The organism is Actinomadura madurae, assembly GCF_900115095.1.
Lineage (GTDB): Bacteria > Actinomycetota > Actinomycetes > Streptosporangiales > Streptosporangiaceae > Spirillospora > Spirillospora madurae.
The window spans coordinates 162628-176479 of record NZ_FOVH01000003.1; the positions used below are offsets into that span (position 1 = coordinate 162628).

Here is a 13852-nt window from a genome sequence, read left to right on the forward strand (position 1 = left end):
GGGCAAGGGAGAGCGTAGGTCAGGGGAGCCGGTACGGGGACCCGGATTCGTCATTCGGTCCGGGCGGACCGGCCACCACCGTCACATGCTCCACGGTCAGGCGACGATCTAGGGTGGCTTTGTCAAAGTTTCGTTGGATTATGACGGAAGCACCTGAGGCTAGTGGTGCGAGAAGGCCGGTCAGTACCCCGTCGAGTGTGGCGAACGACATGTCAACCAGAAGCCGGTCGCGGGCGTCCAGCTCCCATTTCGCGGCGGCCTCGCGGGCCGAGGTCACCAGCTCCCCCGCGGTGAATGTGGCCTTTGTCACACTCATCGCAGGCGTCTCCGGGGTCACCTCCGGCCCAGGCGTGAACCGGTCCCCGTAGGCGCGGACCTCGGCGGCGTAGTCGGTCACCCCGGGCGGGCACGCGGCGAGCGGGCCGCCCAGCGCGTGCAGCGAGAGCCCCACGATCTCCTCGGCCCCGCCCGCGAGCACGTCGTCCGCCGTCACCTCGTCCAGCACCTCCTGCGCCGCCGCCACTATGTAAGGGCCGTTCCGGGGGGTGTGGGGGGTCGTCCCCCCACGTTGATACGGCGCCGATCCCGCGATCGGTTCGGCCCTGCTGCGTTCGGCCCCGTCCCGCCGGACCGCGTCCGGGTCGAGCGGCTCGGCGACCAGCCCGGCCGACCAGCAGGCCATCAGCCACACCGCCGTCTGCCAGTGCGGCGGCAGGACGAGGACGACGCGGGTCCCCGGCTCGGCCGCGAGCCCGTCCACGAGGAAGTTCGCCGTCTTGGCCACCCAGTTGTCGAACGTCCGCGCGGACAGCTCGACGCGTTCGCCGCGCGCGTCGTCGTAGAAGGTGACCAGCGGCCGGGAGGGGTCGTCGCCGACCCGCCGCCGCAGCAGCTCCGCGGGCGTGGCCGCCCCGCCGTCATGTGCGCTCATGGGTCCGAGCGTAGGCGCGCATGATCGCCGGTGCGGCGGCACCTCGCCGGTGCCGCTACGCTCCGCACGGGTGGATGACGGAACTCACGCGAGCGAGCATGGGGCGGGGACTATGAACGCGGGCCGGCTGCTCGCCCGGGCCACCGTGGCTCCGGCGCTCCTCGTCGCGGCCTGGCTGGCGGTGTCGCTGCCGCTGCTCCTCGCGGGGGTGTTCCGTCCGGCGCCGGCGGTCGCGCTGTTCGTGCCGGTCGCGGCACTGCTGCTGTGGACGGGCCTGCGCTCCCGTCCCGCCGCCGCCCGTCCCGCCCGCGAGGGTCGCCCAGGGAGCGCGCACGCGGCGCAGCGGTGGCCGGCGTGGGCGGTCTTCGCGATCACGGCCGCGTTCCTGGTGCTCCAGGCGGTCATGTGCGCGGAGCAGATCGTCGTCCGCCGCGACCCCGCGTCCTACGTCCAGTTCGCGACCTGGCTGGCGGAGCACGGGTCCCTGCCGATCCCGACGCGGGAGGCGGCCTTCGGCGGCCCGGACGCCGCGCTGCACTTCCAGAGCCCCGCCTTCTACCAGCACGACGGCGCCGTCGTCCCGCAGTTCATGGCGGGGCTGCCGCTGGTGCTGGCGCCCGCCGGATGGATCGGCGGCACCCACGGGATGCTGCTCATGGCGCCCCTGCTCGGCGCGTGCTGCGTGCTGTCGTTCGCCGGGCTGGTGGCGCGCCTCGTCGGACCGCGCTGGGCGCCCGCCGGGGCGCTGCTGCTCGCGCTGACGCTGCCGATGCTCTACGTCTCCCGCAGCACCTTCAGCGAGCTGCCCGCGCTCGTGCTGCTCCTGGGCGGCCTGTCGCTGATGGACGACGTCCGGCGGGAGGAGGGGCGGGCCGCCGACGCGAAGGCGTTCCTCGCCGGGGCCGTGCTCGGGCTGATCGTGCTCGTCCGCATCGACGGGCTGCGGGACGTCCTGCCGGTCCTGGCGTTCGCCGGCCTCCTCGTCGCGCACCGGCGGCCGGCCGGGTACTGGACGGCGGGCGGCCTGGTGCTCGGGGCGGGCGCCGGGCTGGTCGAGGGGGTCGTGCTGTCCAGGCCGTACCTCTCCTACCTGGGCTCCTCCCTGAAGCCCCTGCTGGCGATCACCGCCGCGGTGATCGTCGCCACGGCGGCCATGGTCGTGCTGCTCCGCCGGGGCGGGACGGGCGCGTGGCTGCGCCGGGCGGGCGCGTCGGTCGCCCGCGGCCGGGTGCCGGGGGCCGCCGCGGTCCTCACCGTGGTCGTCATGGCGGGCTTCGCCGTCCGGCCGCTCGTGCAGACCGTCCGGCGCGTGCCGGCGACGAAGGACGACGAGATGAACGTCCGGTTCATCGAGACGATCCAGAAGATCCAGCACCTCCCGCTGGACGGCACCCGCCAGTACTCCGAGCTGTCCCTCTACTGGGTCGGCTGGTACATCGGCATCCCCGCGCTGCTGTTCGCCACCCTGGGCGCGGGGCTGCTGGTGCGGCGGCTGCTGCGCGGGCGGTCCCCGGAGTGGCTGCTGCCCTACACGATGATCGTCTGGACCACCGCGCAGGTGCTGGTCCGGCCCGGGATCACGCCCGACCATCCGTGGGCGTCCCGCCGGCTGATCGGCCTGGTCATCCCCGGGCTGCTGCTGTTCACCGTGTTCGCGTGCGCGTGGACGGTCAAGCGCGTCCGGCGGCTCGGGTACGGCCCGGCGGTGGTGCGGGCGGGCACCGTCGCCGGCGTCGCGCTGATGCTCGTGCCGGTCCTCATCACCTCCGGCGGCTTCCTGGTGACCCGCACCGAGCAGCACGAGGTCGCGGCCGTCGACGGCATGTGCCGCGAGCTGGACCCGCGCGCCTCGGTGGTGATGGTCGAGCAGTCCACCGCCGACCGGTTCCTCCAGGTCGTGCGGGGGATGTGCGGGCTGCCCGCCGCGCGCACCGGCGGCGCGACCACGCCCGGCGACGTCGAGCGCGTCGCCGGCAGGGTACGGGCCGCCGGCCGGACTCCGGTGATCATGGCGGCGACGCGGGAGCAGGTCGCCCGGTACGGGCCGCCGCGCCGGGTCCTGCACGTGCGGACCCGGCAGGACGGGCGCACCCTCACCGAGCCCCCCGGCGGGACGTGGGGCCTGTCCATGGACGTCTGGATCGCCGAGCCCGCCCGGCCGTAGATGCCTCCCCGGTGCGCGGGTGCGAGTATCCTCGCGCTGCGTGAGCACCCAGTCTGCCGAGCCGAGGCCCACGCACGCGCCCGAGCCGCCGCCGGATCCCGCGCCCGCGCCCGCGGCCGTTCCCCAGGCCGTGGAACCGCCGTCCGGGCCGGTCCACGTCACGATCGTCCTGCCCTGCTACAACGAGCAGGACCACGTGCTCGACGAGGTCGAGCGCATCTGCAAGGCGATGGACGCCGCCGGCAAGACCTACGAGCTGCTGGCCGTCGACGACTGCTCGACCGACGAGACGCTCGCCCGGCTGCGCGAGGCGGAGCCGCGGTTCCCGAACATGCGGATCCTGGCCTTCCAGCACAACAGCGGGTCGGGCACCGTCCGGCGGATCGGCTCGCAGCAGGCGCGCGGCGAGATCGTGGTGTGGACCGACGCCGACATGTCCTACCCGAACGAGCGGATCCCCGAGCTGGTCGACGTCCTCGACACCGACCCGGCCATCGACCAGGTCGTCGGGGCGCGCACGTCGGAGGAGGGGACGCACAAGGCGCTGCGGGTGCCCGCCAAGTGGTTCATCCGCAAGGTCGCCGAGCGGCTCACCAACACCAAGATCCCCGACCTGAACTCGGGGCTGCGCGCGTTCCGCCGCGAGGTGTCGCTGCCCTACCTGCGGCTGCTGCCGCCCGGGTTCTCCTGCGTCACCACGATCACGATCGCGTTCCTGTCGAACCAGCACCCGGTCCGGTACATGCCGATCGACTACGCCAAGCGGGCCGGCAAGTCGAAGTTCCACTTCACCAAGGACGCCTACCGCTACATCCTCCAGGTGCTGCGGATGGTGATGTACTTCAACCCGCTCAAGGTGCTGATGCCGCCCGCGCTGTGGCTGATCGTCATCGGGCTGCTCAAGGGCGTGTTCGACATGGTGGTGCACTTCGGCTACTTCGCCAACAACACCATCATGATCTTCGTGACCGGGTTGATCATCGCGTCGCTGGCGCTGCTCGCCGACCTGATCGTCCGATCGCGCGGCGACGTCTAGCGGCATGCGGATCGCGATCGTCGGGCCGGCGTTCCCGTACAAGGGCGGCGGCGCCCGGCACACGACCGAGCTGGCGCACCGGCTGGCGGCGGCCGGGCACGACGTCGTCATCGAGTCGTGGCGGGCCCAGTACCCGTCCTTCCTGTACCCGGGGCAGCAGACGATCTCCGAGCCGGAGGGGGAGCCGTTCCCCGGCACGCGGCGCCGCCTCGACTGGCGGCGCCCGGACGGCTGGTGGCGCACCGGCCGCGCGCTGCGCTCGTCCGACCTGGTCGTCCTGGTGGTGCTGAGCACCGTCCAGGTCCCGTCCTACCTGGGGATCCTCGCCGGCCTGGGACGCGACACCAAGAAGGTCCCGGGGGGTGTGGGGGGTCGTCCCCCCTCGAAAAGCAGGGTGGTGGCGCTGTGCCACAACGTGCTGCCGCACGAGCGCAAGGCCTATGACGAGCCGCTGATGAGGCGGCTGCTGCGGAGGGTGGACGGCGTCCTCGTCCACACCGAGGCGCAGGCGGACCTGGCGCGGACGCTCACCCGCCGCCCGGTGCGCGTCGCCGAGATGGCCGCGCATCTGCCGTCGGCCGGCACCGCGGCGCCCGGCGACGAGAAGGTGCGCCGGCGCCTGCTGTTCTTCGGGATCGTCCGCCCGTACAAGGGGCTGGACGTCCTCCTGCGCGCCCTGGCGGAAGGCCCCGGCGACGTCGGGCTCACCGTCGCGGGCGAGTTCTGGGGCGGCCTGGACGAGACCCGCGAGCTGATCGGGTCACTGGACCTGGCGTCGCGGGTGGAGCTGAGGCCCGGGTACGTCCCGGCCGCCGACATCCCCGGGCTGTTCGCCGCCGCCGACGCGCTCGTGATGCCCTACCGGTCGGCGACCTCGTCGCAGAACGTGTGGATGGCCTACGAGCACGGCCTGCCGGTGATCGCCACGGACGTGGGCGGGTTCGCCGAGCAGATCCGCGACGGCGTGGACGGCCTGATCTGCGCGCCGGACGACGCGGCGTCGCTCGCCGCCGCCGTCCGCCGCTTCTATGAGCCGGGGGAGCCGGAGCGCCTGCGCTCCGGCGTCCGCCCGGTCGACCACGGCCCGGTCTGGGCCGCCTATCTGGACATCCTCACCGGCGACGCGCTCACAGGTGCGGTTCGAGCACCTTGAGCAGGGCCCGCTTGGGCTTGGCGCCGACGATCTGCTCCACGACCTCGCCGTTCTTGAGGAGCAGCAGGGTCGGCAGGCCCATCACGCCGTACTTGTTCGGCGTCTCCGGGTTCGCGTCGTAGTCGAGCTTCGCGATCTTGATCTTGCCGTCCTGCTCCTCGGCGATCTGCTCCAGCACCGGAGCGATCATGCGGCACGGCCCGCACCAGTCGGCCCAGAAGTCGACCAGCACCGGGGTGTCGCTGTTGAGGACCTCGTCCGCGAACGTCGCGTCGGTCACGGTGATCGGGGCCGTCACGGTCCCTCCTTCGTAGGCTGTGTACCCGTCACAAGCTCCTTGGACGGCGGTTCATTCCCGGCGGCGGGCGCCGTACGCCCGAGCAGGAGCGCCACCCCCGCGTTGATCAGATCGGCGGCGGTCAGCAGCACCCGGGACGCGATCGCGACCACGACCGGCGCGCCCGCCGGCAGCACCGGCGTGAGGACCACCGTCAGCGCCGCCTCCCGCGCCCCGATGCCGCCCGGCGCGATGAAGACCAGGAAGCCCGCGACGAACGCCAGCGCGTACGCCCCGGTCGCGACGAACGGCAGGCCCGTGCCGTCGCCGCCCACGGCCATGCACAGCAGCCAGGTGTGGACGCCGAACAGCGCCCAGCCGAGGACCGTCCAGCCGATGGCCCGCAGGGTGACGCCGAGGCTCACCGGGTGCTCCAGCGGTGGCCGCCGGATGAGCGAGAGCATCACGCCGAGCGCCCACGTCACGACCCTCGGATGCAGCAGCGCCAGCAGGACCGGCGCCAGCGGGAACAGGTACCAGTACCGGTCGCGCGCCGCCTCGGACGTCAGCGGCAGGGTCACCGCGGCGACGGCCAGCCCGCAGGACGTGGACGTCGCGACCGCCAGCATCGTCGACCCGAAGCTGCGCTCCGGCGGCACCTTGTGCTCGCGCGTCATCTCGATCTGCGTGACCAGCGCCCACACCTTGCCCGGCACGTACTTGCCGAGCTGGGAGATGCCGGAGATCCGGAAGATCGCCCGGACCGGCAGCGGCGAGCCGAGCCCGCCGAGGAACTCCCGCCACCCGAGCATCCAGACGAAGAGCCCCGCCAGGCCCGCGGCGAGCGCGCCGGCGAGCGCGGCCCACGACATCTGCCGGAACGCGTCCACCGTCGCGTCCCACTGCGACGCCACGCTGTAGCCGCAGAACGCCAGCGCGAGCAGTACCAGGAACACGCGCAGTGCCCGGACGGCGACGACCTTCATCTTCACGCGCCCAGCGTAGGCGAACGTGGCGTCGCAGCCGTCCGGGCGGCCTAGAGTTGGGGTGCGATGAAGATTTCGGATGTGGTCGCCTTCATGGGGCACCAGGTGCACGTGTGCCGGTACCGCGAGGCGGGGACGCTGCTCGGCTGGATGGGAAGCGACCTGCGCGGCAAGCGGGTCCTCGACGTCGCCGGCGGCGACGGCTACTGGGCCGGCCGGGCGCGCAGGCGCGGGGCCGAGGCGGTGTCGATCGACCTCGCCCGCGGGAAGATGGTCTACGGCCGGACGCTCGCGCACGCGCCCGCGCTGATCGAGTGCGACGCGCTCCGGCTCCCGTTCGCGGACGGCGCGTTCGACGCGATCCTGTCGGTCTGCGCGATCGAGCACTTCGACGACGGCGGGAAGTCGCTGGACGAGATGGCGCGAGTGCTGAAGCCCGGCGGTGAGATCTTCATGTCCGCCGACGTGCTGAGCCGCGCCGACACGTGGCCGAAGCTGCGGGACGCGCACAAGGCCAGGTACCACGTCCAGCACACCTACACGCATGACAGCCTGCGCAAGCTGATGGACGAGCGGGGCCTCGACCTCGTCCAGCACAGCTACCAGTTCCGGACCGCCGCGACCGAGCGCCTGTACCTGTCGCTGTCCACCTACGGCGGCAAGGTCGGCTTCAACGCGGCGGCGCCGCTGACGCCGCTCGTCGCGCTGGCCGACCGCAAGGCGCCGAACGAACGGGGCAGCATCGTTCTCGTGCGCGCGCGTAAGAGATAGGACGGTGGGGAGGGCTCCCACCGTGAATCGCGTGGAATGGGATCCGGCGGGCGTGCGCCCGGCGGGCGTAGGCTCGAAGAGTAAAAAGTGATCTACGCCACCGCGCTGGATGGGGGAGTGGACCGTGGCGCCTCGGATTCTGCTTGACGCCACCGCCGTGCCGGCCGACCGCGGCGGGCTCGGACGGTACGTCGATGGACTGCTGTGCGCCCTGCACGCGCAGGGCGCCGATCTCGCCGTCGCCTGCCAGCGCGCGGACGCGAAACGGTACGAGGGTCTCGTCCCGGGCGCCCAGGTGGTGGCCGGCCCGGCGACGCTGTCGCACCGCGCCACCCGTCTCGCCTGGGAGCAGTCGGGCCTGCCGCACGTGGCCGAACGGGTCGGCGCGGACGTCATCCACCTGCCCACCTACACGATGCCCGTGGGCGTGGGCCTGCCCACCGTGGTGACGATCCACGACGTGACGCTGTTCGCCGAGCCGGAGCTGCACGACCCGGTGCGCACGTCCTACATCAAGTCGGCGACGCGGTCCGCCGCCCGCCGCGCGACCCGGCTGATCGCGCCGTCCCGCGCGACCCGCGACGAGCTGGTCCGCATCCTCGGCGCCGACCCGTCCCACATCGACGTGGCCTACCACGGCGTCGACCACGAGGTGTTCCACCGGCCGTCCGAGGCGGAGATCAAGCACGTCTCCGACCGCCTCGGCCTGCACGGCCGTCCCTACGTGGCGTATCTGGGGGCGCTGGAGCCGCGCAAGAACGTCCCGAGCCTGATCCGCGGCTGGGTGCAGGCCTGCGCCGACCGCCCGGAAGCCCCGGCGCTCGTCCTCGCGGGCGGGGGCGGCTGGGACGACGAGGTCGACGCCGCCCTCGCCACCGTCCCCTTGGAGCTGCGCGTCCTGCGCCCCGGCTACCTGCCCTGGTCGGCGCTGCCCGGCTTCTTCGGCGGCGCCCTGGTCGTCGCCCTCCCGAGCCGCGGCGAGGGCTTCGGGCTGCCGGTCCTGGAGGCGATGTCCTGCGGCGCGCCCGTCCTCACCACCCACCGCGGGCCCCTCCCGGAGGTCGGCGGCGACGCGGTCGAATACACCGAGCCCGACCCGGCCGGCATCGCCGACGCCCTCACCGCCCTGATGGACGATCCGCCCCGCCGCGCCGAGCTGGCCGAGGCGGCCCACGCCCGCTCGCAGAAGTTCTCCTGGCAGGCCTCCGCCGAGGCGCACCTGGCCTCCTACCAGCGCGCAGTGGACCAGTACGCCGCGCCTCGCAGCCACTAGGCTCGCTCCCACCGGGCCGTGGTGGAGAAAGGAACCGAGTGGAAGCGATCCTTCTGGTCGGCGGCCAGGGCACCCGCCTGCGCCCCCTGACCATCTCCACCCCCAAGCCGCTCCTGCCGACGGCCGGGGTGCCGCTGCTGGAGCACCAGTTGACGCGCGCGCGCAACGCGGGTGTCACCCGCATCGTGTTCGCGACGTCCTACCGCGCCGAGATGTTCGCCGAAGCGTTCGGTGACGGCGCGCGCCTCGGCATGGAGATCGTCTACGCGACCGAGAACGAGCCCCTCGGCACGGCGGGCGCCATCCGCAACGCTTCAGCCGCCTTGACCTGCGATGATGACAGCCCCGTTCTCGTCCTCAACGGCGACATCCTCTCGGGGCACGACATCTCCGCTCAGATCACGGCGCATGAGAAGGGCAACGCCGCGGTCACCCTGCACTTGACCCTGGTGGACGACGCCCGCCGGTACGGCTCGGTGCCGACATCGCCGGACGGTCGAGTGCTCGACTTCGTGGAGAAGTCGCCGAACCCCCCGACCAACCAGGTCAACGCCGGCTGCTACATCTTCCGCCGCTCGGTGATCGACCGCATCCCGGCGGGACGGGTCGTGTCGGCCGAGTACGAGACCTTCCCCGAACTGCTCGCTTCCGGCGAGGCGATCTGCGGCTACGTCGAAGCCGCGTACTGGCTGGACGTGGGCACGCCCGCGGCGTTCGTCCGGGGCGTCACCGATCTCGTCCTCGGCACCATGCCCTCCCCGGTCGTGACGGCGAACGAGCACGGCGTCCTGTTGATCGAGGACGCCGCGGTCGCGCCCAGCGCCCTGGTCGGCGGCGGCACCGCCGTCGGCGCGGGGGCGAGGATCGGCCCGGACACCCGCGTGGAGTCCAGCGTCCTGTTCGACGGCGCCGTCATCGAGCAGGACGCCCACGTGCTCCGCTCCGTGATCGGCCATGGCGCCCGCGTCTGCTCCGGCGCCGTCCTGGAGGACTGCGTCATCGGTGACGGCGCCACCGTGGGGCCCGGCAACGAACTGCTCAACGGCGCCCGGGTCTGGCCGAATGTGGCACTTCCCGCGTCCGCGGTCCGCTTCTCTCCCGAGTAGCCTCATTTCGAGGATGACTTTCCGGCCGCACGCACTGGATCGGCAAAAATCCCTCGATGGCGAGTCTCGGCGGGTGCCCCGTGACGGAAGATCTGATCATCAATCTCGTGGCCTCGGGGCTGGCCTTCTCGCTGGGGGTAAGCGTGCGATCAGTGCGGCAGCGCATCACGAGCGCCAGGGAGTCGGCGGGTGCCCGCCGGATCAAGGAGCAGCGGCACCCGAGGTTCACCCACTCCTGGCTGCTGGAGTACTACCTGCGACGGGACGGCTTGGACGATCTGTACATGCTGGTGGACGGCAACCGGCGCCGGATCGTCCCGTTTCTCACAAAACCGTCGTGGACCGACTACGACTTCGACGAGAACACGCTGATCGATCAGGAAACGCCGCACCGCCGCTCGGATGTGGTCGTGGACGAGAAGATCCTGCGCAGGCGCCGTGCCTATCTAGCCGTCGACGATGAGAACGGGGAGCCCTGGAACGACCTTCTATCGGTGGTCCAGGAGATTCGGGAAACCGATGACGGCCCGCGCATCAAGCTGGCCCTGGCGGAGTACTTCCAGTTCTTGACGGCGTGCGGCGCCCTGGAGGACGAGACCTACGCGGCCGTCCGCAACCCGCGAACGCCGACCCCCATCCGGGAGGCGGTGCTCGCGAGCGTGGGCGACGCGGCCCAGGCCCGCCGCGGAGCGCACGGGTTCGGGATGCAATGCGCGTTCGTCTTCCCGGAGGAAGGGCGGCTTCGCGTCCTGATCCAACGGCGTTCTCATTCGGTGTCCATTTACGGCGGAGCGCTGGCCGTCGTGCCCGTCTTCGGCTGCCAGTCGATGGACCTGTCCGATCGGACCAGGGTCTCGGTCTTCCACAATTTTCTTCGCGAGGTCTATGAGGAACTGTACGGCGGTGAGGAGGTCGAAAAGCGCGGCAGTCGGGTGGATCCGACGTGGTTCTACCAGGAGCCGCCGATCGCCCGGATCATCGCCGCGGCCGAGAACGGGGGGATGGACTTCCGGATCCTTGGTTTCGGGTTCGACGCTTTGAACGGCGAAGTCGACATCTGCGGCCTCGCTCACATCAAGGACCCGGAGTTCGCACGTCGCGAACTGCCGACCCTCAAAGCCAACTGGGAGATACAAGACATCAGCGCCTGGGAACTCTTCGGGGCGGAGTTGACCGACGCTCTGTTCGCCGGCGAGTTCTCACCCGGGAGCGTCTACACACTCGGAGAGGCCAGGCGCCACCTGGCGACATCTGAGGGATTGGTGTGACCGCTTATCGACCGTGCGTGCTCTGCGCGGGAAGGACGCGTGAAACCGAGTTCACCCTGCCCATGGGCACGGTGGTGCGGTGTCACGGCTGCTCGCTCGTCTCCATGGTGGGGCGCACCGGCGAGCTCGTGCGCTGTTCCTACGACGAGCGCTACTACCGGCGCGCGGACGCCCCGGGGCCCGGCTACAGCGATTACTTCGGCGCGCAGGAGGCGGTCCGCCGGGAGATCTCGTGCGCGCTGGCGGACACGGTGCTCTCCCTCGCGCCTGCCGCGCAGCACGTCCTCGACCTGGGATGCGGCGGCGGCTTCCTGGTCGACGCGATGGTCGAACGCGGCGTCGGAGCGACCGGCCTGGACGGTTCGGAGCATGCGATCGAGCAGGCGCGGGCGCACGGCGGCGGAGGACGGTACCTGCGGGCCGGCATAGGGGCCGCCGACCTCCCGGCTGCCGCGCCCTTCGACGTGGTCACGCTGATCGATGTGATCGAGCACTTACCCGACCCGGTGGAGGCCCTGCGCTGGGCGGCCGGTCTCACGGCGCCCGAAGGCAAGATCGTGCTCCTGACCCCTCGCTACGGCGGCCGGCTGCTCTCCGAGCAAGGGGCCGCCTACGTCCATTTCAACAGCGACCACATGTACTACTTCACCGAGAGCACACTGCGCGCGATCATCACGCGAGCGATAGGCCCCGCCCTCACGAGGATCGAAGACGTGCTGACTCTCGTCCGCAAGCAGAACGTCGCAATTCCCGACTCCATGGCGCGCAAGTACGGCGTCGACCGGGAGAGCATGCTCGCCACCGTGACCCTTTGATCGACGCGCGAGTCGCTTCATCACGTGTGCGGGGCGGGGACGTAGGCGGGGGTGAGGGTGGTGTCGAGGTGGTGGACGAGGAGTTCGGTGGTCTCCTGGAGGTCGATGAGGGGGCGGCGGAGGTAGCGGCGCGGGGTGGACCACCAGCAGAAGGTGCGGCGGTGGACCCAGACGTTGAGGGTGGGGAGGACGAGGACGGAAAGGCCGTCCTCGGTGGTGCTGCGTTGGCCCTTGAAGCCGCGGCGGGTGAGGTTGAGCAGCAGGTGGTGTGCGGCGGTCCCCGGGTGGACGCGGTGGTGCATGCCGGGCCAGTCGCGCGGGAGCGGTAAGGCGAACCAGACGGTCTTGCCGGGGACGGACGCCGTGTCGACCCGGGAGCGGGTCGGAGTGCTGCCCCAGTCGGCGGTGACTTGGCGGACGAGTTCGAGGCCCTTGCCGTACTCGTCCAGCAGTCCGGCCCCGGAGGTGTGCGGCGTGGTCGATCGCGCCCCGTCGAAGACGGAGACGACGAGCTGCGGGGATGGGACGGTCCGCGCCCAGATCCAGAGTTCTGGTGCAGTGGGCGGCCGGTCGCCTCGGGCGCATCCGGCGTGCCGCAGCGCGTTGGTCGCGGTTTCGGACACGGCGAGCTTTCCGTCCTCGATCACGTCCGGGTCGAGCCGCAGTTCGAGCATTGTCTGACGGACGAGGCGACGTGCCATTGCCGGCCCGCTCTCGTCCCCGGGCAACCGCCACGCGCACAACCCCCCGGTCACCAACCCCCACGCCCCCTTGACCTCCATTGAGGCCCTCCCTCCGCTATGACGAATCGCCGCAAGTGATACGGAAAGCGACAAATCAATCACTCATCGTGGTGTGTCTGGGGTCACATGATGCGAGTTTGCAATGAGGTCCGCAACAGTTTTAAGGAAGAAACTAAAGATCATTTCGGGTAGCTTCCTCTGAACAACTTGAGGCGCGACTACGCGGCGGGCATGCTCGGTCACATGACGACCAGGCCACCCAGTGTTCGTGAGCGCCGCCTCGCCAGTGAGTTGCGAAGGCTCAGAGAGTCCACGACGACGCTGAACCTGGAAGAGGCCGCTGAACGGCTCGGTTGGAGCAAGACCAAGCTGTCCAGGATCGAGAACGCGATCCGCAGGGTCACCGTGACCGAGGTTCAGCAGATGTTGACCCTCTATGGCGTGAGTGGGCCCCGATTGGACGGACTCGCCCGCTTCGCTCGCACCGCCAGGCAACGCGGCTGGTGGGACGTCTACGAGAACAGCCTGCCTGCGGACTATGCCACCTACATGGGGCTGGAGGCTGAGGCCGAGTGGCTCAACTCCTACACGATGGGTCTCGTGCACGGCCTGATGCAGACCGAGGACTACACCCACCACGTGGCCAAGTCGATCTTGATGCGCTTTTCTCCGGCCTCAGAAGTCGAGCGTCGCGTGGCGGCCCGCATGGCGCGACAGAAGGCGTGGCTGGAGCGGGAAGATCCTATGCGCCTCTGGACGATCTTGGACGAGACCGCACTCAGGCGGGTCATCGGTGGTTCGGAGGTGATGTGCGCTCAGTACAGACGGATCATCGAGTTGACCGAGCAGCCGAACGTGATGTTCCAGATTATGCCCTTGGCCGCCGGTGGGCATCCCGGAGTCGTGGGCAGCTTCGCCGTTCTGGGCTTCCCCCAACGGTTCACACCGAACGTGGTGTACGTCGAGAACATGACGAGCGCTCTCTACATCGAGGACGAGAAGGAAGTGCACACGTACTCGCTGGCGTTCGAGGAGATAGCAGCCATGGCGCTGAGCCCCGAGGAGTCGGTGGCTATGCTCGAACAGCTAACGCGACAATGAGCACATGGAGGGGCAAATGTCCAGTCCCCGTCTTCCCCGGACTGTCTTTCGTAAGAGCAGCCACAGCGAGGGTGCGAACGGTTGCGTCGAGACCTGCGTCCGCGACGCGCACCACTTGGTTCGGGACTCGAAGGACCCCGAAGGCGGCGTCCTAACCTTGGATCCGAGTGCCTGGGCGGCGATGGTGGCGCAGATCAAGCGGGGTGCGTGCGACCTCTGAGTCGATCT

Annotated in this window: 14 protein-coding genes; 10 read left to right on the forward strand and 4 right to left on the reverse strand. The window is 70.7% G+C overall.

The features are described 5' to 3' along the window. Window positions 1-19 precede the first annotated feature (19 nt). Window positions 20-931, reverse strand: a complete 912-nt coding sequence (locus BM339_RS10360) for a TIGR03089 family protein (protein WP_075020702.1) — start codon at window positions 929-931, stop codon at window positions 20-22. A 70-nt stretch (window positions 932-1001) separates the two neighbouring features. On the opposite strand from BM339_RS10360, the gene BM339_RS10365 reads away from it, so the two are divergent. The 3 genes from BM339_RS10365 (at window position 1002) to BM339_RS10375 (ending at window position 5284) form a co-directional block, all read left to right on the forward strand. Next, on the forward strand, window positions 1002-3095 hold the full coding sequence (locus BM339_RS10365; RefSeq protein WP_337959907.1) for a hypothetical protein: 2094 nt from the start codon (window positions 1002-1004) through the stop codon (window positions 3093-3095). Between the two features lie 130 nt (window positions 3096-3225). Continuing rightward, window positions 3226-4131, forward strand: a complete 906-nt coding sequence (locus tag BM339_RS10370) for a glycosyltransferase family 2 protein (protein WP_218163629.1) — start codon at window positions 3226-3228, stop codon at window positions 4129-4131. Window positions 4132-4135: 4 nt separating this feature from the next. After that, on the forward strand, window positions 4136-5284 hold the full coding sequence (locus BM339_RS10375; RefSeq protein ID WP_075020705.1) for a glycosyltransferase family 4 protein: 1149 nt from the start codon (window positions 4136-4138) through the stop codon (window positions 5282-5284). Here BM339_RS10375 and trxA read toward each other — a convergent pair. Further along, window positions 5259-5582, reverse strand: coding sequence for a thioredoxin (gene trxA, locus BM339_RS10380; RefSeq protein WP_021594357.1), 324 nt, complete (start codon window positions 5580-5582; stop codon window positions 5259-5261). The genes BM339_RS10375 and trxA overlap by 26 nt on opposite strands. Continuing rightward, complete coding sequence (locus BM339_RS10385; RefSeq protein WP_033330243.1) at window positions 5579-6547, reverse strand: lysylphosphatidylglycerol synthase domain-containing protein; 969 nt, start codon at window positions 6545-6547, stop codon at window positions 5579-5581. Before BM339_RS10385 ends, trxA begins: the two co-directional genes overlap by 4 nt. Before the next feature lie 66 nt (window positions 6548-6613). On the opposite strand from BM339_RS10385, the gene BM339_RS10390 reads away from it, so the two are divergent. The 5 genes from BM339_RS10390 (at window position 6614) to BM339_RS10410 (ending at window position 11780) form a co-directional block, all read left to right on the forward strand. After that, window positions 6614-7318, forward strand: coding sequence for a methyltransferase domain-containing protein (locus BM339_RS10390; RefSeq protein ID WP_075020706.1), 705 nt, complete (start codon window positions 6614-6616; stop codon window positions 7316-7318). A 124-nt stretch (window positions 7319-7442) separates the two neighbouring features. Further along, a complete protein-coding gene (locus tag BM339_RS10395; protein ID WP_024934315.1) occupies window positions 7443-8591 on the forward strand; it encodes a glycosyltransferase family 4 protein in 1149 nt (382 codons plus the stop codon). A 38-nt stretch (window positions 8592-8629) separates the two neighbouring features. Next, window positions 8630-9697: a mannose-1-phosphate guanylyltransferase gene (manB, locus tag BM339_RS10400; protein ID WP_075020707.1), complete on the forward strand. Its 1068-nt coding sequence runs from the start codon at window positions 8630-8632 to the stop codon at window positions 9695-9697. A gap of 80 nt (window positions 9698-9777) precedes the next feature. Beyond that, window positions 9778-10965, forward strand: coding sequence for a hypothetical protein (locus BM339_RS10405; protein ID WP_143118346.1), 1188 nt, complete (start codon window positions 9778-9780; stop codon window positions 10963-10965). After that, on the forward strand, window positions 10962-11780 hold the full coding sequence (locus BM339_RS10410) for a class I SAM-dependent methyltransferase (protein ID WP_143118347.1): 819 nt from the start codon (window positions 10962-10964) through the stop codon (window positions 11778-11780). Before BM339_RS10405 ends, BM339_RS10410 begins: the two co-directional genes overlap by 4 nt. Window positions 11781-11800: 20 nt before the next feature. Here BM339_RS10410 and BM339_RS10415 read toward each other — a convergent pair whose 3' ends face one another. Then, entirely contained in the window at window positions 11801-12454 is a 654-nt protein-coding gene (locus BM339_RS10415) for an ATP-binding protein (RefSeq protein ID WP_075020710.1), read from the reverse strand. Between the two features lie 312 nt (window positions 12455-12766). On the opposite strand from BM339_RS10415, the gene BM339_RS10420 reads away from it, so the two are divergent. Both BM339_RS10420 and BM339_RS10425 read left to right on the forward strand, forming a co-directional pair. Next, window positions 12767-13624: a helix-turn-helix domain-containing protein gene (locus tag BM339_RS10420; RefSeq protein ID WP_075020947.1), complete on the forward strand. Its 858-nt coding sequence runs from the start codon at window positions 12767-12769 to the stop codon at window positions 13622-13624. A 16-nt stretch (window positions 13625-13640) separates the two neighbouring features. Beyond that, window positions 13641-13844, forward strand: a complete 204-nt coding sequence (locus BM339_RS10425) for a DUF397 domain-containing protein (RefSeq protein ID WP_075020948.1) — start codon at window positions 13641-13643, stop codon at window positions 13842-13844. Window positions 13845-13852 lie beyond the last annotated feature (8 nt).

Coding starts and splice junctions, on each gene's coding strand:
- BM339_RS10360 (WP_075020702.1), bottom strand. CDS start 931: ATGAGCGCACATGACGGCGGGGCGGCCACGCCCGCGGAGCTGCTGCGG.
- BM339_RS10375 (WP_075020705.1), top strand. CDS start 4,136: ATGCGGATCGCGATCGTCGGGCCGGCGTTCCCGTACAAGGGCGGCGGC.
- BM339_RS10385 (WP_033330243.1), bottom strand. CDS start 6,547: ATGAAGGTCGTCGCCGTCCGGGCACTGCGCGTGTTCCTGGTACTGCTC.
- BM339_RS10390 (WP_075020706.1), top strand. CDS start 6,614: ATGAAGATTTCGGATGTGGTCGCCTTCATGGGGCACCAGGTGCACGTG.
- BM339_RS10415 (WP_075020710.1), bottom strand. CDS start 12,454: ATGCTCGAACTGCGGCTCGACCCGGACGTGATCGAGGACGGAAAGCTC.
- BM339_RS10420 (WP_075020947.1), top strand. CDS start 12,767: ATGACGACCAGGCCACCCAGTGTTCGTGAGCGCCGCCTCGCCAGTGAG.
- BM339_RS10425 (WP_075020948.1), top strand. CDS start 13,641: ATGTCCAGTCCCCGTCTTCCCCGGACTGTCTTTCGTAAGAGCAGCCAC.